This is a genomic window from Aerosticca soli, from assembly GCF_003967035.1.
GTDB lineage: Bacteria > Pseudomonadota > Gammaproteobacteria > Xanthomonadales > Rhodanobacteraceae > Aerosticca > Aerosticca soli.
Genome location: NZ_AP018560.1, coordinates 1,999,311 through 2,021,617 on the forward strand (window position 1 = coordinate 1,999,311; position 22,307 = coordinate 2,021,617).

Here is a 22,307-nt window from a genome sequence, read left to right on the forward strand (position 1 = left end):
CTCAAGGACCGCGCCGCACGCGGTCCATCCACTTCCATTCGGCAAGCCGCTGTGTGCGGGCTCGTCGGGCGACGACCGTGGGCGTGGGGGAATACGCAGACGGCCGGTTGACACGATCCAAGCTCGTGAACCCGGCTATTGTATCAGCGCGTGCGGGGGCGGCGACAAGCCTGCGGGGTATCTTTCCCGCATGAGCGCAGCCCTGCACGGCGGCGCGCATCACTCGGCGGCAGTTCACATGACCGTCACGACAATGGTGCCTCACGGACGCACCTCTTGGTATGCATAAAAAACCGATTTTTTTCGATCCCACCGGACGGCGCGCGAGCCACGTCTCGCGCTTCAGCCTGGCCTTGGCCGTGGTCAGCACCTTGCTGGTCGTCGCGTGCGTGATGAGTGTTTTCATCGGGCCCAACCTCGATGCGCTGCATCTTGGGCACAACCGGGCGCTACACGCGGTGAAGGCCGCCGCACCGCAGTTGCTGAGGCCGGCGGAAAAACTCGCCGCGGAGGCACGCGCACGCCAGCGCCAGCTGCGCCCGCATGCCGGCACCCATCCCTCGCGCACGCCGCTGTCGTCGCTGGACCGCCCCGCCGACCGGCCGCTGGCGATCGGTTTTTACGTGAACTGGGACGACAACAGCTATCCGGCGCTCAAGCGCGCGCTGCCCAGACTCGATTGGGTGCTGCCTTCGTGGCTCAACCTCGAAGGACCGGACCTGAATCTGCACGCCGCCGTCGACAGCCGCGCACTGGAGCTGATCCGTCACGACAAGCCATCGATGCCGATCCTGCCCGTGGTGCAAAACATGGATCACGGCCAGTGGAACGGGGCCGGTCTGGCGGCGCTGCTCGCCGAGCCGGCGCGTCGGCATGCCCTGGTCGATGCGCTGGTCGGCTTCCTCGCCGCGCACCGCTTTCAGGGCCTCACGGTGGATTTCGAGGACATCCCGCCCAGCGCGCAGGCCGACCTCAAGCGCTTTCTCGCCGAGCTGTCCGACGCCTTCGCGCCGCACGGCTGGGGCATCGTGCTGTCGGTACCGTTCGACGATGCCGACTGGGACTACAAGGCCTACGCCGACCTGGTCGACTTCGAACTGCTGATGGCCTACGACGAGCACTGGGCCGGACTGACGCCGGGCAGCATCGCCAGTCAGGACTGGTTCGAGCGCACGCTCGACAAACGCATGGCCGAGCTGGACCCGGACCAGACCATCATCGCCCTGGGCGGCTACGGCTATGACTGGAGCGCGGGGCACAAGGCTGAAACACTCACCTTCCAGGACGCGATGGACCGTGCCAGCGACTCGGGCGCCGCGATCCTCTTCGACGGCGCGACCGGCAACCCGCACTTCTCCTACAGCGAGGATGACGGCACCGAGCACCAGGTGTGGTTCCTGGACGGCGTCACCGGCTACAACCAGGTGCATGCCGCGGACGTCTACAAGCCCTGGGGCTATGCGGTGTGGCGGCTGGGTTCGGAGGATCCATCCCTGTGGTCGGTGCTCGGCCGTCCCTACGGCGCGGGCGCGCCGGACGGTCTGCGCACGATCGACGAGGGCAAGGACATCGACATCGAAGGTCAGGGCGAGATCCTCGAGATCACCCGCGCCCCCGCGGCCGGCGCGCGCGAATTCACCGTGGATGGCGCCAGCGGCGACGTCGCCGACGAGCACTACACCGCACTGCCCGCCTCCTACGTGATCCAGCGCGTGGGCACCGCGCCCAAGGAGATCGCATTGACCTTCGACGACGGCCCCGACCCGGAATGGACGCCGAAGATCCTGGACATCCTCAAGGCCAAGCACGTGCCGGGCACGTTCTTCATCATCGGCGAGAACGCCGAGATGTCGCCGGGGCTGGTCCAGCGCGAGGTCGCCGAGGGCCACGACGTCGGCAACCACAGCTTCACCCATCCCAACATGGGCGAGATGCCCGCGGGCATCATCACCCTGGAGCTCAACGCCACCCAGCGCCTTTTCGAGGCGCTCACCGGGCGCTCGCTGCGGCTGTTCCGCGCGCCCTATTTCGGCGACGCCGAACCGACCACCGCCGACGAGCTGGTACCGATCCAGATCGCGCAGAAACTCGGCTATGTGGCGGTCGGACTGCACATCGACCCGGACGACTGGCAGCGTCTGCCGGCCGACCAGATCGTCGACGGCGTCCTGTCCCAGGTGGCCAGACAAAGTCCGGACCGGCAAAGCCGGGTGGTGCTGCTGCACGACGGCGGCGGCGAGCGCTCGCAGACGGTGGCCGCGCTGCCGCGCATCATCGACGGCCTGCGCGCGCAGGGCTACACCTTCGTCACCGTCTCGCAGCTGGCCGGCCTTGGCCGCGACCAGGCGATGCCGCCGCTGCCGCCCGGGTCGCTGGCGCGCTGGGCCGATCGCTCGGTGTTCCTCACCCTGGGCTGGTTCGGCCATTTTCTGCATGCGCTGTTCGTCACCGCGGTCTGTCTCGGCGTGGCGCGGCTGGCGGTGCTGGGCGGGCTGGCGATCATCAACTGGCGACGCGAGCGGCGCCGCAAGCCGCCTGCCGGCGACGCGCCGACGCGGGTGTCGGTGCTGATTCCGGCCTTCAATGAGGAGAAGGTCATCGCCAGCGCGATCGGCCGCATCCTCAAGAGCCGGCACGTCACCCTGGAAGTGATCGTGGTGGACGATGGCTCGACCGACGGCACCGCGCAGGTGGTCATGGACCATTATGCCGACGAGCCGCGCGTGCGCCTGATCCGCATTCCCAACGGCGGCAAGGCCAATGCGGTGAACACGGCGCTGCGGGCGGCCGGCGGCGAGGTGATCGTGGCGCTCGATGCCGACACCCAGTTCGAGCCGGACACCATCGCCCGCCTGGTGCGCTGGTTTGCCGATCCACGGGTCGGCGCGGTGGCCGGCAACGCCAAGGTCGGCAACCGCATCAACCTGATCACGCTGTGGCAGGCGCTGGAATACATCACCGCGCAGAATCTGGAACGCCGCGCTCTGGCCGCGCTCGGCACCATCACCGTGGTGCCCGGCGCGGTGGGCGCCTGGCGCCGCGAGGCGGTGGAACGTCTGGGCGGCTTCCCCGCCGAGACCCTGGCCGAGGATCAGGATCTCACCCTGGCGCTGCAGGAAGCCGGCTACACCGCGCTGTTCGACAGCAGCGCCGTGGCCTGGACCGAGGCGCCGGACACCCTGCGCGGCCTCGCCCGCCAGCGCTTCCGCTGGGCCTACGGCACCCTGCAGTGCCTATGGAAGCACCGCCGCGCCACGTTCAACCCTCGCTACGGCGCGCTGGGCATGGTCGCGCTGCCGCAGGTGTGGCTGTTCCAGATCCTGTTTTCGGTGGTCTCGCCGCTGGTCGACCTGCTGATGGTCTGGCAGCTCTTTTCCACCGGCCTGGACTATCTGCAGCACCGGCACCAGTTCAACCCGGACAACCTGATCAAGATGGGCATCTTCTACGCCGTGTTCATGGTCGTTGACCTGGCCGCCGGCGTGCTCGCCTTCGCCATGGAAAAGCGCGAGAAGTGGAGCCTGCTGTGGTGGCTGGTGCTGCAGCGCTTCGGCTATCGCCAGATCATGTACTACGTCGTCGTACGTTCGGTGTGGACGGCCCTGCGCGGCGCCTGGGTGGGCTGGGGCAAGCAGGAGCGCAAGGCCACCGTGCAGGCGGGCGAAAGCGGCTGACCTCGCGGATCGGAAAGCCCCCCTTGCGCGTACCGCGGGTGGGCTTCAACGCCATAAAAGACGGCGGCGCGGCCAGACGATGGCCGCGCCGCGCCGCCTTGGCCCCGCGCCGGAATCAGCCCAGCAGCGCGCGGTTCACACGCTGCACGAAGGCCGCCGGATCTTCCAGCGGGGCGCCGGCGGTGAGATTCGCCTCATCGAGCAGCAGCAAGGCGAGATCGCGGGCCTTGGCCTCGTCGCCCTCGGCATCCAGGCGCTGGAGCAGCGGGTGCTGCGGATTGATCTCCAGGATCGGCTTGCTCTGCGGCATCTCGTGCCCCGCCTCGCGCAACAGCCGCGCCAGATGCGGCGCCATGTCGTAGTCGGACAGCGCCAGACAGGCGGGCGAGTCGGTGAGTCGCGCGGACACCCGGACGTCGGACACGCGCTCGCCGAGCAGTTCCTTGAGCTTCTTGAGCAGCGGCTCGGCGGCCTTGGCGGCCTCCTCCTGTTTCTTCTTGTCGGCCTCGTCGAGCGGCAGCTCGCCCTTGGCGACGCTGCGCAGTTTCTTGCCGGCGTATTCGGTCAGGCTGCCCAGCATCCATTCGTCGATGCGGTCGTACATCAGCAGCACCTCGATGTCCTTGGCCTTGAAGGCCTCCAGCTGCGGGCTGCCGGCCGCGGCGGCGTAGCTTTCGGCGGTGATGTACCAGATCGTGTCCTGACCGACCGGCATGCGCGCGATGTAATCGTCCAGCGAGACGGTCTGACCGGCGCCTTGACTCTTGGTCGAGGCGAAACGCAGCAATTTGGCGATGCGCTCGCGATTGGCCGGGTCCTCGACGATGCCCTCCTTGAGCGTGTTGCCGAACGCCTTCCAGAAGGTGGCGTATTTTTCCGGCTCGTCCTTGGCCAGCTTCTCCAAAAGGTCGAGCACGCGCTTGACGCAGGCGGCCTTGATCCGCTCCAGCTGGCGGTTCTGCTGCAGGATCTCGCGGCTGACGTTGAGCGGCAGGTCGTCGGCATCCACCACGCCGCGCACGAAGCGCAGGTAGTTCGGCAGCAGCTCCTCGGCGGCGTCCATGATGAAGACGCGCTTGATGTAGAGCTTCAGGCCCTTGCGCTCGTCGCGCCCGCCCAGCATGAGGTCGAACGGCGGCTGCGCGGGAATGTAGAGCAGCGTGGTGAAACTCTGGCTGCCTTCCACGCGGTTGTGCGTCCAGGCCAGCGGATCGTTGAAGTCGTGGCCGAGCGACTTGTAGAAACTCTGGTAGTCCTCCTCGGAGATCTCCGATTTGGGTTTGGTCCACAGTGCCGAGGCGTCGTTGACGGTCTCCCACTCGTCGGTGGGCTTGCCATCGACTTCCTTGGGCATGCGAATCGGGAAGGCGACGTGATCGGAATACTTGCGGATCAGCTCGCGTAGCTTCCAGCCGCTCAGGAACTCGTCCTCATCGGGCTTGAGATGCAGCACCACGGCGGTACCGCGTGCGGGCAGCTCGACCGAGGCCAGCGCATACTCGCCCTCACCGTCGCTCTCCCACTTGACGCCCTCGGCCGGATCGAGATCGGCGCGCCGGGTGAGTACGGTGACCTTGTCGGCGACCACGAAGGCCGAATAGAAGCCCACGCCGAATTGGCCGATCAGGCGCGCATCGGCCTTCTGCTCGGCGCTCAGCGATTCGAGGAAGCGGCGCGTGCCCGAGCTGGCGATGGTGCCCAGGTTGGCGATCACCTCCTCGCGGCTCATGCCGATGCCATTGTCGCGCACGGTGATGGTGCGCGCGTCCTTGTCGTAACTCACGTCGATGTGCAGCTCGCCTTCGCCGGCCAGAAGCTCGGGCCGGCCGATCGCCTCGAAGCGCAGCTTGTCGCAGGCGTCGGAAGCGTTGGAGATGAGTTCGCGCAGGAAGATCTCCTTGTGCGAATACAGCGAGTGCGTGACCAGGCGCAGCACCTGGGCGACTTCGGCTTCGAACTTGCGGGACTCGACGGGTGCGTTCATGCGCGGAGATTCCAGTGAAAGTGAGGTGGAGCGTCGAAACGGTTGCGGTTCAAGGCTGGCCCTGGCGCAAGGCGGCGATGCGCTCTTCCAGCGGCGGGTGGCTCATGAACAGCCGTTGCAAGCCCTGCCCGACCCGGTCGGAGATGCCGAAAGCGGCCAGCGACTGCGGCAAGGTGTTCTCGCCGTGGTCGAGCTTGAGCCGCTCGAGCGCAGCGATCATCGCGCCGCGTCCGGCCAGCTGCGCGCCGGCGGCGTCGGCACGGAACTCACGCCAGCGCGAGAAGGCCATCACGATCAAGCTGGCGAACAGGCCGAACACCAGCTGCAGCACCATCACCGTGACGAAATAACCGATGCCGCCGCCTCCCTCGCGATCGCGCCCGCCGGACAGCCAGCCGTCCACCAGCCGGCCGACGATGCGCGCGGCAAAAATCACCAGCGTGTTGAGCACGCCCTGGATCAGCGTCAGCGTGACCATGTCGCCATTGGCCACGTGGCCGATCTCGTGGCCGAGCACGGCGGCGATCTGCTCGCGATCCATCTTCTGCAGAAGACCCGTGCTGACCGCCACCAGCGCATGGTCCCTGGACATGCCGGTGGCGAAGGCGTTCATTTCCGGCGCTTCGTAGATCGCCACTTCGGGCATGCCGATGCCAACCGCCTGCGCGTGGTGACGCACGGTATCGAGCAGCCAGCGTTCGAGCTCGTTCTGCGGCGTCTCGATCACCCGCGCGCCGGTCGACCACTTGGCCATCGGCTTGGACATCGCCAGCGAGATGAAGGCGCCGCCCATGCCGATGACCGCTGCGTACACGAGCAGGCCGTACAGGCCGCCCAGACCATGCAGTTCGGCCCAGCGATCGATGCCGAACACGTGGCAGACGATGCCGAGCAGGAGCAGCACGGCAAGGTTGGTGAGCAGGAACAGAAGGATGCGACGCATGGCTGTCTCGATCTGGCAGTCAAACGACAACTTTTATTCGGGGCAGCCTGCCGCCCTTTCAAGGGTGCTTGTCGGTCGCTGCATAATGGCAAACATGCGCTATTGCGGCCGCTTTGCCCCTTCGCCGACCGGACGCCTGCACTTCGGCTCGCTGGTCGCCGCGCTGGGCAGCTGGCTGTGTGCACGCCATGCCGGCGGCCGCTGGCTGGTGCGCATCGAGGACATCGACCCGCCGCGCGAGGTGCCCGGCGCGGCGCGCGCCATCCTCGAGGCGCTGCCGGCCTTCGGCCTCCATCCCGATGCGCCGCCGCTGTTCCAGTCCGGCCGGCAGGCGGCCTATGCGTCCGCCTTCGAGCAGCTGCGCGCACGCGACCTGGTGTTTCCATGCTGGTGCAGCCGTGCCGACCTTGCCGCCGCCGGCGGCATGCACCGCGACGGCCGCTGCGTGGCGCCGCCCGCCCCATCCCGGGCGCCGGCCTGGCGAGTGCGCGTGCCGGCGGTGACGATCGCCTTCGTCGATGGCCTGCAGGGGCCGCAAGACTGCGAGCTGCGCGAGACGGCCGGCGATTTCGTCGTGCGTCGCGTCGAGGGCTACTACGCCTATCAGCTGGCCTGCGTGGTGGACGATGCCTTCCAGGGCATCACCGAAGTCGTGCGCGGCTGCGACCTGCTCGATTCCACCCCGCGGCAGATCTGGCTGCAGCGCTGCCTGGGCCTGCCGACGCCGCGCTACCTGCACTTGCCGCTGGCGCTGGACGCGCAGGGCCGCAAGCTGTCCAAATCCGCGCACGCGGTGCCGGTCGACCCGGCCGATCCCATGCCGGCGCTGCGCCGCGCACTGGCCTTTCTCGGCCAGCGTGTCGATGCGCGCGCCGCCACGCCGGCGGCCCTGCTCCAGGCGGCGCTCGAGCGTTTCGACCCGGCGTCTTTTCCGCACTGCAAGGCGCAATCGGCTGCCTGAAAGGCTATAAGGGCAGCAAACTTTTCCGTCGCAAAAAACGCAAGGCGGACCCCTAAGCCCCAACCAGATCGAGGAATCGCAGTCATGACCCAACGCATCGCCCTGGTCACCGGCGGCACCGGCGGCATCGGCACCGCCATCGTCCGCTACCTCGCCCGCCAGGGGCACAAGGTGGCGACCAACTACCGCGACGAAGCCAAGGCCCAGGCCTGGCGGGCACGCATGGCGGACGACGGCATCGAGGTGTGCATGGTGCCCGGCGACGTCGCCGACCCTGAATCCTCGGCGGCGATGGTGCGCGCGATCGAGGCACAGTGCGGCCCGATCGACATCCTGATCAACAACGCCGGCATCACCCGCGACGCCACCTTCCACCGCATGACCTACCAGCAGTGGATCGACGTGATCAACACCAACCTCAATGCGTGCTTCAACGTGACCCGGCCGATCATCGAGGGCATGCGTGCGCGCAAGTGGGGCCGCATCGTGCAGATCAGCTCGATCAACGGCCAGAAGGGCCAGTACGGCCAGGCCAATTACGCCGCCGCCAAGGCCGGCATGCACGGCTTCACCATCTCGCTGGCGCAGGAAAACGCCAAGTTCGGCATCACCGTGAACACCGTCTCCCCCGGCTACGTGGCCACCGACATGGTGATGGCGGTGCCCGAGGAAGTCCGCGAGAAAATCGTCGCGCAGATTCCGATCGGCCGGCTCGGTAAGCCGGAGGAAATCGCCCACGCGGTGGCCTTCTTCACCACCGACGAGGCGAGCTGGATCACCGGCGCCAATCTCGCCATCAACGGCGGGCATTACATGGGCTGGTGATCGTCCGGCGCGAGGGCGCAGATTATGCCGCGCCCTTGGCGAGCAGTTTCTCCAGCACCTTGCCGACGGCGGCAAAGGCAAAAGCGCCGGTGACATGCGTGGCCGAGCCCAGACCGCCGCCACAGGCGAGATTGAAGGCATCGCCGCCGGGCGGCCGTGTGCCGCACACGCTGCCGTCGGGTTGCGGGTACTGCACGTTTTCCAGCGAATAGACCGCGCTCACGCCGAAGTAGCGCCCGGGATTGCGCGGAAAGCCGAAGTCCTGGCGCAGCTTCTTGCGGATCAGGCTGAGCATGGCGTCGTGCTCGGTGCGCGAAAGGTCGCGCACGCGGATCTGGGTGGGATCGGTGCGACCGCCGGCCGAACCCACGGTGACCAGCGGCAGCTTGCGGCGCCGGCACCAGGCGATGGCCTCCAGCTTGACGCGAAAGGCGTCGCAGGCATCCAGCACCACGTCGTAGCCGCGGTCGAGCAGTTCATCCAGCGTCGCCGGGGTGAGGAAGCGCTCGACCGCCTCCAGCCGCAGCGCCGGATGGATCGCATGCAGCCGTTCGGCCATCACGCCGACCTTGGGCTTGCCGTACGCGCCGTCCAGCGCATGCAGCTGGCGGTTGGTGTTGGACAGGCACACCTCGTCGCCGTCGATCAGGGTGAGCCGGCCGACGCCGCTGCGCGCCAGCGCCTCGGCCGCCCACGAGCCGACGCCGCCGATGCCGACCACGGCCACGTGCGACTGCGCCAGCTTGGCCAGCGTACCGGCGCCGTAGAGACGCTCGATGCCGGCGAAGCGTTCCTGCGCCACCTTGGAAGAGCTCATGCGCGCTCCAGGAGCACCGAGGCCTGCGCGGCGAGGCCTTCGCGACGACCGAGGAAGCCCAGCTTCTCGGTGGTGGTCGCCTTCACGCTGATCGCGCTGACCGGGCAATCGAGATCGGCGGCGAGGTTCTCGCGCATGGCCGCTGCGTGCGGGGCGACCTTGGGCGCCTCGCCGATCACGGTGACGTCGGCGTTGCCGAGCCGATAGCCCTGCGCGCGCATCAAGGCCGCGGCATGACGCAGGAATTGCCGGCTGTCGGCACCGCGCCAGCGCGCCTCGGAGGGCGGGAAATGGGTGCCGATGTCGCCGAGCGCGAGCGCGCCGAAGATGGCGTCGCACAGGGCATGGATTACCACGTCGCCGTCCGAGTGCGCCGCAAGGCCGTGATGATGCGGCACGCGCACCCCGCCCAGCATCACGTGATCACCCTCGGCGAAGGCGTGCACATCGAAACCGCTACCGATCCGCATCAAGCATTGCCTCCATCCGTTTCACCCGATGCAGGGACGCTCCCGGCATCGCCGGCGTGGGTCAATTCAACTGGCCGAGCAACCACTCGGCGAGGGCGAAATCCGCCGCGGTGGTCACCTTGAGATTGTCCTCGGCGCCTTCCACCAGCAGCGGTCGCGCGCCGGCAAGCTCCATCGCCATCGCCTCGTCGGTGGGGCACTGCCCCGCCTGCAGCGCCGCCGTCAACGCCGCGGTCAGTGCGCCGCGCCGGAACATCTGCGGCGTGAACGCCCGCCAGCGCGTCTCGCGCGGCTCGGTCGCCACACTGCGACCCCACGCATCGGCACGCTTGAGCGTATCGCGCAGCGGCGCAGCGAGCAGCCCACCCTCCTGGGCGCCGGCGCGCTCGATCAACCGGTCGATGTCGGCATGCCGTACGCACGGCCGCGCGGCATCGTGCACGAGCACGAAGTCGGTCTCGCCGACGCTCGCCGGCAAGGCCGCGAGCCCGGCCAGCACCGAGTGGCAGCGTTCGGCACCACCCACGGCGGTACGTACCGGCTTGCCGGCACAGGCATCGATGCCGGGCCAATGGCCGTCGTCCGCGGACAGGGTGACCATCAGCCCGGCGATGCGCGGATGCGCGGCCAAGCGCTCCAGGGTGTGCAGCAGCAGCGGCCGGCCGGCCAGCGGCAGATACTGCTTGGGTCGGTCGCCGCCGACCCGGGTGCCGCGCCCGGCCGCCGGCACCACGCACCAGAATCCGTCCATGTCAGTGGGTACCGTCGTCGGCGGGCGGCGCGCTCGTCGTCGACGGCGGCTCGACCACTTGATAGAAAACCTCGCCCGGCTTGATGAGGCCAAGCTCCGCGCGCGCGCGCGCCTCCACCGCCTGTTCGCCGTGCTTCAAGTCCTCCACGTCGGCGGCCAGGGCCTGGTTGCGTTCGCGCAGGCGGTCGTTCTCCTCCTGCTGGCGGCTCACCGCGCGCCGCAACGCCTCGACCTCGCGCATGCCGCCATGGCCGTTCCACAGCTTGAACTGCAGCGCGGCCAGGAGCACGAGGAGGACGAGCGCGACCCAGCGCAGCATGGCGGTCCGGCGGTTCAGCCGGGCAGGCGTCCTAAGTTCGGAAAGGCGTCGCGACCGGCATAGCGCGCCGCCGCGCCGAGCGCCTCCTCGATGCGCAGCAGCTGGTTGTACTTGGCCACGCGGTCGGTACGGCACAGCGATCCGGTCTTGATCTGGGTCGCGGTGGTGGCCACGGCGATGTCGGCGATGGTGGTGTCCTCGGTCTCGCCGGAGCGATGCGAGACGATCGCCGCATACTTGGCCGCGTCGGCCATCGCGATCGCCTCCAGCGTCTCGGACAGCGTGCCGATCTGGTTGACCTTGATCAGGATCGCGTTGGCGACGTGCTTGTCGATGCCTTCCCGGAAGATGGCGGGGTTGGTGACGAAGAGATCGTCGCCGACCAGCTGGATCCTGCCGCCCAGGCGCTCGGTGAGCAGCTTCCAGCCGTCCCAGTCGCCCTCGGCCATGCCGTCCTCGATGGTGATGATCGGGTACTGCCCCGCCCAGTCGGCGAGCAGGTCGACGAACGCCTGCGGCGTGAAGGCGCGCCCTTCGCCGTCGAGGTGATACTTGCCGTCCTTGAAGAACTCCGAACTGGCGACGTCCAGGCCAAGCAGGATGTCGCCGCCGGCCTTGAAGCCGGCCTTCTCGACCGCCTGCAGGATGGTGTCCAGCGCCTCGACGTTGGAACGCAGGTTCGGCGCGAACCCGCCTTCGTCGCCGACCGCGGTGCTGTGCCCGGCACTCTTCAGCACGCTCTTGAGCGCATGGAAGATCTCGGCGCCGTAGCGCAGCGCCTCGGCGAAGCTCGGCGCGCCCACCGGCAGCACCATGAACTCCTGCACGTCGACGTTATTGTCGGCGTGCGCGCCGCCGTTGATGATGTTCATCATCGGCACCGGCAGCGCGCCGGGCTCGCCGGTGGTGCCGTTGATCTCGGCCAGATACCGCCACAGCGGCAGCTTGCGCTGCGCGGCGACGGCATGCGCGGCGGCCAGCGACACCGCCAGGATGGCATTGGCGCCGAGTCTGGCCTTGTTCGGCGTGCCGTCGAGGTTGATGAGCGTGGCATCCAGCCGGCCCTGGTTGGCCGCGTCCGTGCCCTTGAGCGCGCTGGCGATGGCGCCGTTGACGTGGCCCACCGCCTTCTTGACGCCCTTGCCGCCGTAGCGCGACTTGTCGCCGTCGCGCAGTTCGACCGCCTCGCGCGTGCCGGTGCTGGCGCCGCTCGGCACCGCGGCGCGACCGAAGCCGCCGCCGGCCAGGGTGACTTCCGCCTCGAGGGTGGGGTTGCCGCGCGAATCCAGGATCTCGCGGGCATGGATACGGGTGATTTGCGTGCTCATGACACCATCCATCGGCAGTCGACAAAGGGGAAAGCGGACCCGGCAACCGGATTGCGCCGAACCATCACTGGGCCGCCTTGCGCAACAGCGCGCGATAGCGCGGACCAGGCTTGCACACCGCCCCGGTGACCTCCGCTACGTAATAGCGCGCCGTGGCCTTGCGCGCCAGTTCGCGGCCGAGGCCGACCTCCGGGGCCGGAGCCATCAAAAGTGTCAGCGTCTGGTCGACGTAGGCGGCCTGCGCGTCCGCCGGCGGCGGCTGGCGCCAGGCAGCGGGCGCCTGGGGTCCGAGCAGGTGCAGCGCTTCGCTGCGCAGCGCATCGGCCTTGCCGAGCGCCACCAGCCGGGCGGCCACCGCGCCACGATCGAGTCCGGCGCTGTGCATGTAGCGATCCTCGCACAGGGCGAGGGCGCGATAGGCGTCGAAGAGCTCGCGCCATTCGCTTTCGCTGAGCGGCGCATACGGACCGGCGGCGGCAGTCTCGGCCGACGACGTCGGAACGCTCGGCGTGACCGCGACAGACGCGGCCGCTGCGGGCGGCGGCGTGAGCACCAGGCGCGGCACCGGCGCGCTCACCGGCGCCGTGCTCGCGCTCGATGCCGACGCCGCGGTACCGCCCGCGCCCGGGGCCGGCGCCGCGGCCGGCTTGCGATGCCAGTGCCAGGGCAGCCAGCCACGCCGCGGCTGCTGCGTTTGCGGCTGGGCGGGCGTCGCCTCCGCCGGCGGCGGCGCCGATGTCGCCGCGGTCGGCTTGGCGTCCTCGCCGCGGTGATGCCAGGGCATCCACGCGCAGGAAGCGAGCAGCGGCAGGGCGAGCAGCGTCGCGTGCCTCAAGCGCATGTCTGTTCCAGGAAACCGTGTCGCTTGGTCACGGCATCGAGCTCCAGCAGGGTTTCCAGCAGGGGCTCCATACGGTCCAGCGGCCAGGCATTGGGCCCGTCGGAAAGCGCCTTGTCCGGATCGGGATGGGTTTCGGCAAACAGGCCGGCGATGCCCGCCGCCACCGCCGCGCGCGCCAGCACCGGCACGTATTCGCGCTGGCCGCCGGAACTCGCGCCCTGCCCGCCCGGCAATTGCACCGAATGGGTGGCATCGAACACCACCGGGCAGCCGGTGTCGCGCATCGCACAGAGCGAACGCATGTCAGCAACCAGGTTGTTGTAGCCGAAGCTGACGCCGCGCTCGCACACCAAGATGTCGCGGTTGCCGGCATCGAAGGCCTTCTGCACCACGTGCTTCATGTCCCACGGCGCGAGGAACTGGCCCTTCTTGATGTTCACCGGCCGGCCGGCGCGCGCCACCGCCTGGATGAAGTCGGTCTGCCGGCACAGGAAGGCCGGCGTCTGCAGCACGTCGACCACCGCTGCCACCTCGGCGAAGGGCGTGTATTCGTGCACGTCGGTGAGCACCGGCACGCCGACCTGGCGCTTGACCTCGGCGAGGATGCGCAGCCCCTCCTCCATGCCCAGGCCGCGAAAGCTCGCGCCCGAGGAACGGTTGGCCTTGTCGAAGCTGGACTTGAAGATGAAGGGGATGCCGAGCCGCCGGGTGATCTCCCTGAGCCGCCCGGCGGTGTCGACCTGCAACTGCTCGGATTCCACCACGCAGGGGCCGGCGATCAGGAACAAGGGCCGGTCCAGGCCGACCTCGAAACCGCAGAGCTTCATGCGCGCACCTCGTACGGCCTCATGCCGTCACCTCGCGGGCCAGCCGCACGCCCTCGCGGACGGCCTTGTACTCGCGCGCGGCCTGGATGAAACCGATGAACAGCGGGTGGCCCTCGCGCGGGGTGGAAGTGAATTCCGGATGGGCCTGGCAGGCCAGGAACCACGGATGCTGCTGGCGCGGCAGCTCGATCATCTCGACCAGCAGATCGTCCATCGACTTGCCGGAGATGACCAGCCCCAGGTCCTCGAACATCTGCCGGTAGCGGTTGTTGAATTCGTAGCGGTGCCGATGGCGCTCGCGCACCACCTCGCGACCATACAGCTCGCGCGCCAGGGTGCCGGCCTTGAGCCGGCATTCCTGTGCGCCCAGCCGCATCGTGCCGCCGAGGTCCGAACGTTCGTCGCGGGTCTCCACCGCGCCGCTGGCGGTGGTCCACTCGGTGATCAGCGCGATCACCGGATGCGGCGTGTTGCGGTCGTTCTCGCTGGAATCGGCGCCTTCCAGGCCGGCGACGTGACGGGCGAAATCCACCACCGCCGCGTGCATGCCATAGCAGATGCCGAAGTACGGCACCTTGTGCTCGCGGGCGTACCTGGCCGCCTGCACCTTGCCTTCGAAGCCGCGCTTGCCGAAGCCGCCCGGCACCAGGATGCCGTCGACGCCGGCCAGCACTTTCGCCGCGCCCTCGGCCTCGATCTGTTCGGCGTCGATCCACTTGAGGTTCACCCGCGTCTGCTGCTTGATGCCGCCGTGGCGCAGGGCTTCGCCCAGGGATTTGTAGGCGTCTTTGTGCTCGACGTACTTGCCGCAGATGGCGATGGTGACCTCGTCCTTGGGATGCAGCACCGCATCCACGGTGCGCTGCCAGGCGGAAAGATCCGCCGGACCGGCTTCGAGCCCGAGCCGGCGCACGACGATGTCGTCCAGGCCCTGCTCGTGCAGCCACAGCGGAGTCTTGTAGATGACGTCGACGTCCACCGCGCTGATCACGGCATCCTCCGGCACGTTGGTGAACAGCGCGATCTTGCGCCGCTCGCCTTCCGGCAGCGGCTGCTCGCAGCGGCACAGCAGGATGTCCGGCTGGATGCCGATCGAGCGCAGCTCCTTCACCGAATGCTGGGTGGGCTTGGTCTTGATCTCGCCGGCGGCCTTGATGAAGGGCACCAGGGTGAGATGCATGAACAGGCTCTTTTCCGGGCCGTGCTCGATGCGCAGCTGGCGGATCGCCTCCAGGAACGGCAGCGACTCGATGTCGCCGACGGTGCCGCCGATCTCCACCAGCGCCACGTCGAAGCCGCGCGTGGCCTCGTGGATCGCGTGCTTGATCTCGTCGGTGATGTGCGGGATCACCTGCACGGTGGCGCCGAGATAGTCGCCGCGGCGCTCCTTGCGGATCACGCTCTCGTAGATCTTGCCGGTGGTGACCGAGTTCTTGCCGGTGAGCCGGGTGTGCACGAAGCGCTCGTAATGGCCGAGGTCGAGGTCGGTCTCGGCGCCGTCGTCGGTGACGTACACCTCGCCATGCTGGAACGGGCTCATGGTGCCCGGATCCACGTTGATGTACGGATCGAGCTTCATCATGGTGACCGAAAGCCCGCGCGCCTCGAGGATGGACGCAAGCGACGCCGCCGCGATGCCCTTGCCGAGCGAGGACACCACGCCGCCGGTGACGAAGATGAGGGGAGTCATGGAAAACCGCCGTGCCGGAAACTCGGCATTTTAGCCGCACCGGGCGGTGCGCCGCGAGGCGAAGGCGAGTCTCGATTCACCGCCGGGTTGGGCGTTAGCATGGTGCGGATGAATGCCCCCATCCCCACCCGCCTGGCCGCGCTGCGCCAGGCCATGGTCCGGCACGGCGTCAGCGCCTGCCTGGTCCCCACCGCCGATCCGCACCTTTCCGAATACCTGCCCGCACACTGGGCCGCGCGGGCGTGGCTGTCCGGCTTCACCGGCTCGGCCGGCACCCTGGTGGTGACCGCGACAGACGCCGGGCTGTGGACCGACGCGCGCTATTTCGAGCAGGCCGAACGCGAACTGGCCGGCAGCGGCATCGCGCTGATGCGGCAGCGGGTGGCCCATGCCCCCGAACACCTCGACTGGCTGCGGCAACGTCTGCGCCGCGGCGACGTGCTCGCGGTGGCCGGCGACAGCCTCGCCCTGGCCACGCGCCGGCAGCTCGAGCGGCTGCTTAAGGAAAACGGCGCGACGTTGCGCACCAATCTCGACCTGCCTGGCGAGGTCTGGACCGACCGTCCCGACCTGCCGCACGCGCCGGTGTTCGCCCATGCCGCGGCCTATGCCTGCACCGGCCGCGCGGAGAAGCTCGCCCGGCTGCGCGAGGCCATGCGTGGTCACGGCGCCAGCCATCACCTGCTCTCCAGCCTGGACGACATCGCCTGGCTGACCAACCTGCGCGGCGCCGACGTCGCCTACAACCCGGTCTTTCTCGCCCACTGCCTGATCGACGCCGACACCGCCACGCTGTTCGCCGAGCGCAGCCAGTTCGACGAGGACACGCTTGCCGCGCTCGCCGCCGATGGCGTGCGTCTGGCCGACTACGCCGCCGTGACCGCGGCCCTGGCCAGGCTCGGCGCAGACGATGCGCTGCTGTTCGACCCCGCCCGCGTGGTCTGCGCGGTGATCGACGCGTTGCCGGCACACGTGCGCAGGATCGAGGCCGGCCAGCCGAGCACGCACTTCAAGGCTCGCAAGAACGCCTGCGAGCTCGCGCACATCCGAAAGACCATGCGCCGCGACGGCGCCGCCCTGGTCCGCGCCTTCCGCCGGCTGGAGGATCGCCTCGCCGCCGGCATGCGGCAGACCGAGCTCGACGTCGATGCGCTGCTGCGCGAGGAGCGCGCCGCGCAGGAGGACTTCGTCGGCGAGAGCTTCGCCACCATCGCCGCCTACCAGGCCAACGGCGCGCTGCCGCACTATCGCGCCACGCCGGAGGCCCATGCGACGCTGGAACGCCGCGGCCTGCTGCTCATCGACTCCGGCGGCCAGTATCTGGGCGGCACCACCGACATCACCCGCGTGCTGGCGCTCGGCGAGACCAGCGCCGAGCAGCGCCGCGACGCCACGCTGGTGATGAAGGGCCTGATCGCGCTCAGCCGCGTGCGTTTTCCGAAAGGCGCGAGCGGCCCGCAGCTCGATGCGCTCGCCCGCGCGCCGCTGTGGGCGGCTGGTCTGGACTACGGCCACGGCACCGGCCACGGCGTGGGTTATTTCCTCAACGTGCACGAAGGCCCGCACGGCATCCGCCCGCCGGCCTCGGGCGCCGCGCTGGTGGCGCTGGAACCGGGCATGATCAGCTCGATCGAGCCGGGCGTATACAAGCCCGGCCGGCACGGCATCCGCCACGAGAACCTCGCCGTGGTGGTCGAGACCGAGCACGGCGAGTTCGGCGAATTCCTCGCCTTCGAGACGCTGACCCTGTGTCCGTTCGATCGCCGCGCGCTGGAGCCGGCGCTGCTCAACCCCGAGGAACGCGCCTGGCTCGACGACTACCACGCGACCGTGCGCGCCGCGCTCGCGCCGTTGCTGGAAGGGGCCGACCTCGCCTGGCTGGAACGGCACTGCGCGCCGCTGTGAGCGGCTTGACCCCTCCCGCCGTCGCCGCCATCCTGCCGCCCCGCTTCCGGTCACCCTCCCCATGAGCAGCCGCTACAACGCCGCCGACATCGAAGTCCTCTCCGGTCTGGACCCGGTCAAGCGCCGGCCGGGCATGTACACCGACACCACCCGCCCGAACCATCTCGCGCAGGAGGTGATCGACAACGCGGTGGACGAGGCGCTGGCCGGCCATGCCACGCACATCGAGGTGATCGTGCACACCGACGGCTCGGTCGAGGTGAGCGACGACGGCCGCGGCATGCCGGTGGACATCCACCCGGAGGAAGGCATTCCCGGTGTCGAGCTGATCCTCACCCGCCTGCACGCGGGCGGCAAGTTCTCTGGCCGCAACTACAGTTTTTCCGGCGGCCTGCACGGCGTCGGCGTGTCGGTGGTGAATGCGCTCTCCAGCCGCGTGGAGGTGACCATCCGCCGCGACGGCCAGGTCTACCGCATGGCCTTCGCGCATGGCGATCGCGCCAGCGAGCTGGAAGTGATCGGCACGGTGCCGAAGAAGAAAACCGGCACCACCGTGCGTTTCTGGCCGGACCCGAAATACTTCGACTCGCCCAAGATCTCCCTGTCCCGGCTCAAGCACCTGCTGCGCGCCAAGGCGGTGCTGTGCGCCGGATTGCACGTGAGGCTCGTCGACGAGGCCAGCGGCGAAGTCAGCGAATGGCATTACGAGGACGGCCTGCGCGATTACCTGCGCGGCGCGCTGGAGGGTTTGGAGACCCTCCCCGACGAGCCGTTCGTGCATCGCATGGATCGCGGCTCCGAGGCCCTGGACGTCGCCCTGGCCTGGGTGATCGAGGGCGAGCTGGTGCAGGAAAGCTACGTCAACCTGATTCCCACCGTGCAGGGCGGCACCCACGTCAACGGCCTGCGTTCCGGGCTCACCAACGCGCTGCGCGAGTTCTGCGACATTCGCGATCTTTTGCCGCGCGGCGTCAAGCTGGCGCCGGAGGACGTCTGGGAGCGGCTGGCCTTCGTGCTCAGCGTGAAACTGCAGGATCCGCAATTCGCCGGTCAGACCAAGGAGCGCCTGTCCTCGCGCGATGCCGCCGCGCTGGTCGAGGGCGTGGTGCACGACGCCTTCAGCCTGTGGCTCAACCAGCACGTCGCGTGGGGCGAGAAGATCGCCCAGCTCGCCATCGAGCGCGCCAGCGCACGGCTGAAGGCGGCCAAGCAGGTGGTGCGCAAGAAGATCACGCAAGGCCCGGCGCTGCCCGGCAAGCTCGCCGACTGCAGCGCCACCGATCTTTCCCGCACCGAGCTGTTCCTGGTCGAGGGCGACTCCGCCGGCGGCAGCGCCAAGCAGGCGCGCGACAAGGAGTTCCAGGCGATCCTGCCGTTGCGCGGCAAGATCCTCAACACCTGGGAAGTCGAATCCAGCGCGGTGCTGGCCTCGGAGGAGGTGCACAACCTGGCGGTGGCGATCGGCTGCGACCCGGGCAAGGACGATCTCTCCGGCCTGCGCTACGGCAAGGTCATCATCCTGGCCGATGCCGATTCGGACGGCCTGCACATCGCCACGCTGCTCTCGGCGCTGTTCCTGAAGCATTTTCCCGCGCTGGTGCGCCAGGGCCACGTGTTCGTGGCGATGCCGCCGCTGTTTCGCGTCGACGTCGGCAAGCAGGTGTTCTACTGCCTGGACGAAAGCGAGAAGAACGCCCTGCTCGCCCGCGTCGAGCGCGAGAAGATGAAGGGTGCAGTCAGCGTCACCCGCTTCAAGGGCCTGGGCGAGATGAACCCGGCGCAGCTGCGCGAATCGACCATCCACCCGGACACCCGGCGGCTGGTGCAGCTGACCGTGGACGACGATGCGGCCACCGCGCAGCTCATGGACCTGCTGCTGGCCAAGAAACGCGCCGGTGAACGCAAGCAGTGGCTGGAGGAAAAGGGCGATCTCGCCACGCTGGAGGTGTGAATCGGCGTGCGCTCTCGCCGGCGCCGCCGTGAATGGCGCGATCCTGCACCAAGGTCTGCCGCGCGGCGCCTCGTGCACGCATCATCGCCCAAGGCTTCGCCGCCCTCATCGCTGCTCCGATCGGCAACCATCTGCCGCCACGAGGCCCATGCCATGGCCCTGACACCACCCATCGACCTCAAGCGCTGGATCGACGAGCACCGCCACCTGCTCGAGCCGCCGGTGGGCAACAAGTGCATCGTCGATGGCGACTTCATCGTGATGATCGTCGGTGGACCGAACGCGCGCACCGACTACCACTACGACGAAGGCCCGGAGTTCTTCCATCAGCTGGAAGGCGAGATGGTGCTCAAGGTGCAGGACGAGGGCATCGCGCGCGACATCCCGATCCGCGCCGGCGAGGTGTTCTACCTGCCGCCGCGCGTGCCGCATTCGCCGCAGCGCATGCCCGGTTCCATCGGCCTGGTGGTCGAACGCCGGCGCCTGCCGCACGAGCGCGATGGCCTGCTGTGGTTCTGCGAGCGCTGCAACCACAAGCTGTACGAGGAATATTTCACGCTGGCCGATATCGAGCGCGATTTCCCGCCGGTGTTCGAGCGTTTCTACCGCTCGCGGGCGGCGCGCACCTGTACGGCCTGCGGGCACGTCCATCCGGCGCCGGGCAAATACGCCTGAGCGGGCGACCACTCGCAGCCGACAAGCCGGGCCGCAAATGCCCCTTCTTGCGCCGCGACGCAGACCGGACGCGGCCCGCGCCCGGGTGTCCGTCGCTAAAAAACACCTTCAGCCACGGCCGGACCGCTCAGCCGCGCGCCAGCCACTTGCGCGCCATGCGGCGCAGGGAGGCATCCACGTGCGGATCGTCGACGAGGCTGCGCACCGGCACCCAGGCCAGCGCGTGCGATTCCTCGCTCACGGTGAAGTCCTCGTCGCGGCCGGCGCGCACCACGTAGCGCACGTCGTAATGCCAGTGACCGGGCTCGAGGCCGCGGGCGGGAATGAAATGACGGTCCAGATCGAAGATGGCCTCCTCGACGCGCAGCCCGCCCAGACCGGTTTCCTCGCAGGCCTCGCGCAACGCCACGCAGCTCAAGTCGCGCTCGCCGTCGGCATGGCCGCCGGGCTGCAACCAGCGGTCGAGTTTGCGGTGGTGGGTGAGGAGTGTGCGCCTGCCGTCGGCGCTCACCACCCAGGCCGAACCGGTGAAATGTCCGGCCGCGTGCGTGCGCTCGAAGACTGCCGGCGATGAGGCGAAGAAGGCGATGAATGTCTCGACCGCGCCGGGGTCCTCGTCGCGGTGACGTTGCAACGCATCCAGCAAGTCGTAAGAGGCAGACATTTCGTGCGGCGCACCATGCAAGATGCAGTGCATGGTAACGGCGCACGGCGCTTGTCGCCCTTTCCATGCTCGGCTAAGGTTGCCCCAATCGCTGCCTGCCTTTCCTCGAAAGCTCCTGCAGAGCGAAACGCGGCGGCCATCCACGGGGTAATCACCGCATGCTCTTCAAGCGCGTCAAGCCGCTCGATCTCATCCTCGCCACTGCCGAAAAGAAGGCGCTCAAGCGTCAGCTCGGGCCGATCCAGCTCACCTTCCTGGGTATCGGCGCGATCATCGGCACCGGCATCTTCGTGCTTACCGCCGAGGCCGGGCAGAAGGCCGGGCCGGGCATGATGATCTCGTTCGTGATCGCCGCGGTGGTGTGCGCGCTGGCCGCCCTGGCCTACGCGGAGCTGGCCTCGATGGTGCCGGTGGCCGGCTCGGCCTACACCTACACCTACGGCGTGATGGGCGAAGGCCCGGCCTGGGTGGTCGGCTGGGCGCTGGTGCTGGAATACACCATCGCCGCGAGCACGGTGTGCGTGGGCTGGTCGGGGTACATGAATGGCCTGCTCGCCAGTCACGGCCTGGGCCTGCCCGAGTTCCTGCGCGCCGGCCCCCTGGATGGCGGCTCGTTCAACCTGCTCGCCTTCCTGATCGGCGTGGTGATCACGCTGCTGCTGGTCTTAGGCACCTCCAAGTCGGCGATGGTCAACACCTTCCTGGTGCTGGTCAAAGTCATCGCGCTGACGGTGTTCATCGTGCTCGCGCTGCCGCGCGTGCAGGAGGCCAACTTCCACCCGTTCGTGCCCAACGGCTGGGGCAGCCCGATGGGCGGCATCGGCGTGCTCGGCGCGGCGGCGTCGATCTTCTTCGCCTATGTCGGCTTCGATGCGGTTTCCACCGCCGCCGAGGAAACCCGCAACCCCAATCGCAACATCCCGATCGGCCTGATCGGCTCGCTCGGCGTCTGCACGGTGTATTACCTGCTGGTGAGCTACGGCGCGATCGGCGCCGTCGGCGCGCAGCCCGTGGTCGGCAGCGACGGCGCGCCGCTGCAGCCGGGCACGCCGGCGATGGCCGCGGCCTGCAAGGGTTCCGACGCCCTGGTCTGCAGCAAGGAGGCGCTGGCCCATGCACTGCGCCTGCTGGGTCACAACCGCTGGGGCGACCTGGTCGGCGCGGCGGCGAGCATCGCCCTGCCCTCGGTGATCCTCACCATGACCTACGGACAGACGCGGATCTTCTTCACCATGGCCCGCGACGGGCTGCTGCCCGGCCGGCTGACGGCGATCCATCCGCGCTTCCATACGCCCTACGTGATCACGCTCATCACCGGCCTGTTCGTGTCGCTGTTCGGCGCGCTGTTTCCGGTCGGCGCGCTGGCGGACGTCACCAATTCGGGCACGCTGTTCGCCTTCATGATGGTGGCCGCCGGCGTGCTGGTGCTGCGCGTCACCCAGCCCGACCGGCCGCGGTCCTTCCGCACGCCACTGGCCTGGCTGGTCTGCCCGCTGGCGGTGCTCGGTTGCCTGCTGCTGTTCCTCAACCTGTCGCTGAAGACGATCGTCGTGTTCTTCGCATGGGCGGCGATCGGCCTGGTTGTGTATTTCCTCTACGGCCACCGCAAGAGCCATCTGGCCAACGGCACCGAACCGGTTTAGCGCGCTTCCGCCAGGTTTCAAAGTCACGACGGATCGCTG

Annotated in this window: 18 protein-coding genes; 7 read left to right on the forward strand and 11 right to left on the reverse strand. The window is 68.7% G+C overall.

The window, feature by feature from the left end; translation table 11 throughout:
* Positions 1-281 precede the first annotated feature (281 nt).
* Positions 282-3,674, forward strand: coding sequence for a trifunctional glycoside hydrolase family 18/polysaccharide deacetylase/glycosyltransferase family 2 protein (locus ALSL_RS09290; protein WP_126538557.1), 3,393 nt, complete (start codon positions 282-284; stop codon positions 3,672-3,674).
* Between the two features lie 115 nt (positions 3,675-3,789).
* Here ALSL_RS09290 and htpG read toward each other — a convergent pair whose 3' ends face one another.
* Positions 3,790-5,658: a molecular chaperone HtpG gene (htpG, locus tag ALSL_RS09295; RefSeq protein WP_126538559.1), complete on the reverse strand. Its 1,869-nt coding sequence runs from the start codon at positions 5,656-5,658 to the stop codon at positions 3,790-3,792.
* A gap of 49 nt (positions 5,659-5,707) precedes the next feature.
* The gene (gene htpX / locus ALSL_RS09300; RefSeq protein WP_126538561.1) at positions 5,708-6,601 is read right to left on the reverse strand and encodes a protease HtpX; all 894 of its coding nucleotides are present in this window, start codon (positions 6,599-6,601) and stop codon (positions 5,708-5,710) included.
* Between the two features lie 94 nt (positions 6,602-6,695).
* On the opposite strand from htpX, the gene gluQRS reads away from it, so the two are divergent.
* Both gluQRS and phbB read left to right on the forward strand, forming a co-directional pair.
* A complete protein-coding gene (gene gluQRS / locus ALSL_RS09305; RefSeq protein WP_126538563.1) occupies positions 6,696-7,562 on the forward strand; it encodes a tRNA glutamyl-Q(34) synthetase GluQRS in 867 nt (288 codons plus the stop codon).
* Between the two features lie 84 nt (positions 7,563-7,646).
* Entirely contained in the window at positions 7,647-8,387 is a 741-nt protein-coding gene (gene phbB / locus ALSL_RS09310; RefSeq protein WP_126538565.1) for an acetoacetyl-CoA reductase, read from the forward strand.
* 22 nt (positions 8,388-8,409) lie between these two features.
* Here the strand turns inward: phbB and ALSL_RS09315 are convergent, their stop codons facing one another.
* The 8 genes from ALSL_RS09315 to pyrG all read right to left on the reverse strand — a co-directional run bounded on the left by ALSL_RS09315 (position 8,410) and on the right by pyrG (position 15,430).
* Positions 8,410-9,204 (reverse strand): tRNA threonylcarbamoyladenosine dehydratase, encoded by a 795-nt coding sequence (locus tag ALSL_RS09315; protein ID WP_126538567.1) that lies wholly within the window; start codon positions 9,202-9,204, stop codon positions 8,410-8,412.
* Positions 9,201-9,674, reverse strand: coding sequence for a 2-C-methyl-D-erythritol 2,4-cyclodiphosphate synthase (ispF, locus tag ALSL_RS09320; RefSeq protein ID WP_126540171.1), 474 nt, complete (start codon positions 9,672-9,674; stop codon positions 9,201-9,203). Before ispF ends, ALSL_RS09315 begins: the two co-directional genes overlap by 4 nt.
* A gap of 61 nt (positions 9,675-9,735) precedes the next feature.
* Entirely contained in the window at positions 9,736-10,425 is a 690-nt protein-coding gene (ispD, locus tag ALSL_RS09325; protein ID WP_126538569.1) for a 2-C-methyl-D-erythritol 4-phosphate cytidylyltransferase, read from the reverse strand.
* Between the two features lies 1 nt (position 10,426).
* Positions 10,427-10,744 carry a cell division protein FtsB gene (ftsB, locus tag ALSL_RS09330; RefSeq protein ID WP_126538571.1) on the reverse strand — a complete coding sequence of 106 codons (318 nt, stop codon included), beginning with the start codon at positions 10,742-10,744 and terminating at the stop codon, positions 10,427-10,429.
* A 14-nt stretch (positions 10,745-10,758) separates the two neighbouring features.
* Entirely contained in the window at positions 10,759-12,072 is a 1,314-nt protein-coding gene (gene eno / locus ALSL_RS09335; RefSeq protein ID WP_126538573.1) for a phosphopyruvate hydratase, read from the reverse strand.
* A gap of 64 nt (positions 12,073-12,136) precedes the next feature.
* The gene (locus ALSL_RS09340; protein WP_126538575.1) at positions 12,137-12,913 is read right to left on the reverse strand and encodes a hypothetical protein; all 777 of its coding nucleotides are present in this window, start codon (positions 12,911-12,913) and stop codon (positions 12,137-12,139) included.
* A complete protein-coding gene (kdsA, locus tag ALSL_RS09345) occupies positions 12,904-13,740 on the reverse strand; it encodes a 3-deoxy-8-phosphooctulonate synthase (protein ID WP_126538577.1) in 837 nt (278 codons plus the stop codon). The genes ALSL_RS09340 and kdsA overlap by 10 nt, the downstream gene beginning before the upstream one ends.
* Positions 13,741-13,759: 19 nt before the next feature.
* Positions 13,760-15,430 (reverse strand): CTP synthase, encoded by a 1,671-nt coding sequence (gene pyrG, locus ALSL_RS09350; RefSeq protein ID WP_126538579.1) that lies wholly within the window; start codon positions 15,428-15,430, stop codon positions 13,760-13,762.
* Between the two features lie 108 nt (positions 15,431-15,538).
* On the opposite strand from pyrG, the gene ALSL_RS09355 reads away from it, so the two are divergent.
* From ALSL_RS09355 to ALSL_RS09365, 3 genes are all read left to right on the forward strand, one after another.
* Positions 15,539-17,335: an aminopeptidase P family protein gene (locus ALSL_RS09355; RefSeq protein ID WP_126538581.1), complete on the forward strand. Its 1,797-nt coding sequence runs from the start codon at positions 15,539-15,541 to the stop codon at positions 17,333-17,335.
* 61 nt (positions 17,336-17,396) lie between these two features.
* Positions 17,397-19,286 (forward strand): DNA topoisomerase IV subunit B, encoded by a 1,890-nt coding sequence (parE, locus tag ALSL_RS09360; protein WP_126538583.1) that lies wholly within the window; start codon positions 17,397-17,399, stop codon positions 19,284-19,286.
* Between the two features lie 153 nt (positions 19,287-19,439).
* Entirely contained in the window at positions 19,440-19,961 is a 522-nt protein-coding gene (locus ALSL_RS09365) for a 3-hydroxyanthranilate 3,4-dioxygenase (RefSeq protein ID WP_126538585.1), read from the forward strand.
* A 127-nt stretch (positions 19,962-20,088) separates the two neighbouring features.
* Here ALSL_RS09365 and ALSL_RS09370 read toward each other — a convergent pair whose 3' ends face one another.
* The gene (locus tag ALSL_RS09370; RefSeq protein WP_126538587.1) at positions 20,089-20,625 is read right to left on the reverse strand and encodes an NUDIX hydrolase; all 537 of its coding nucleotides are present in this window, start codon (positions 20,623-20,625) and stop codon (positions 20,089-20,091) included.
* 158 nt (positions 20,626-20,783) lie between these two features.
* Between ALSL_RS09370 and ALSL_RS09375 the strand changes: the two genes are divergently transcribed.
* Complete coding sequence (locus ALSL_RS09375) at positions 20,784-22,268, forward strand: amino acid permease (RefSeq protein WP_126538589.1); 1,485 nt, start codon at positions 20,784-20,786, stop codon at positions 22,266-22,268.
* The last annotated feature ends 39 nt before the right edge of the window (positions 22,269-22,307 follow it).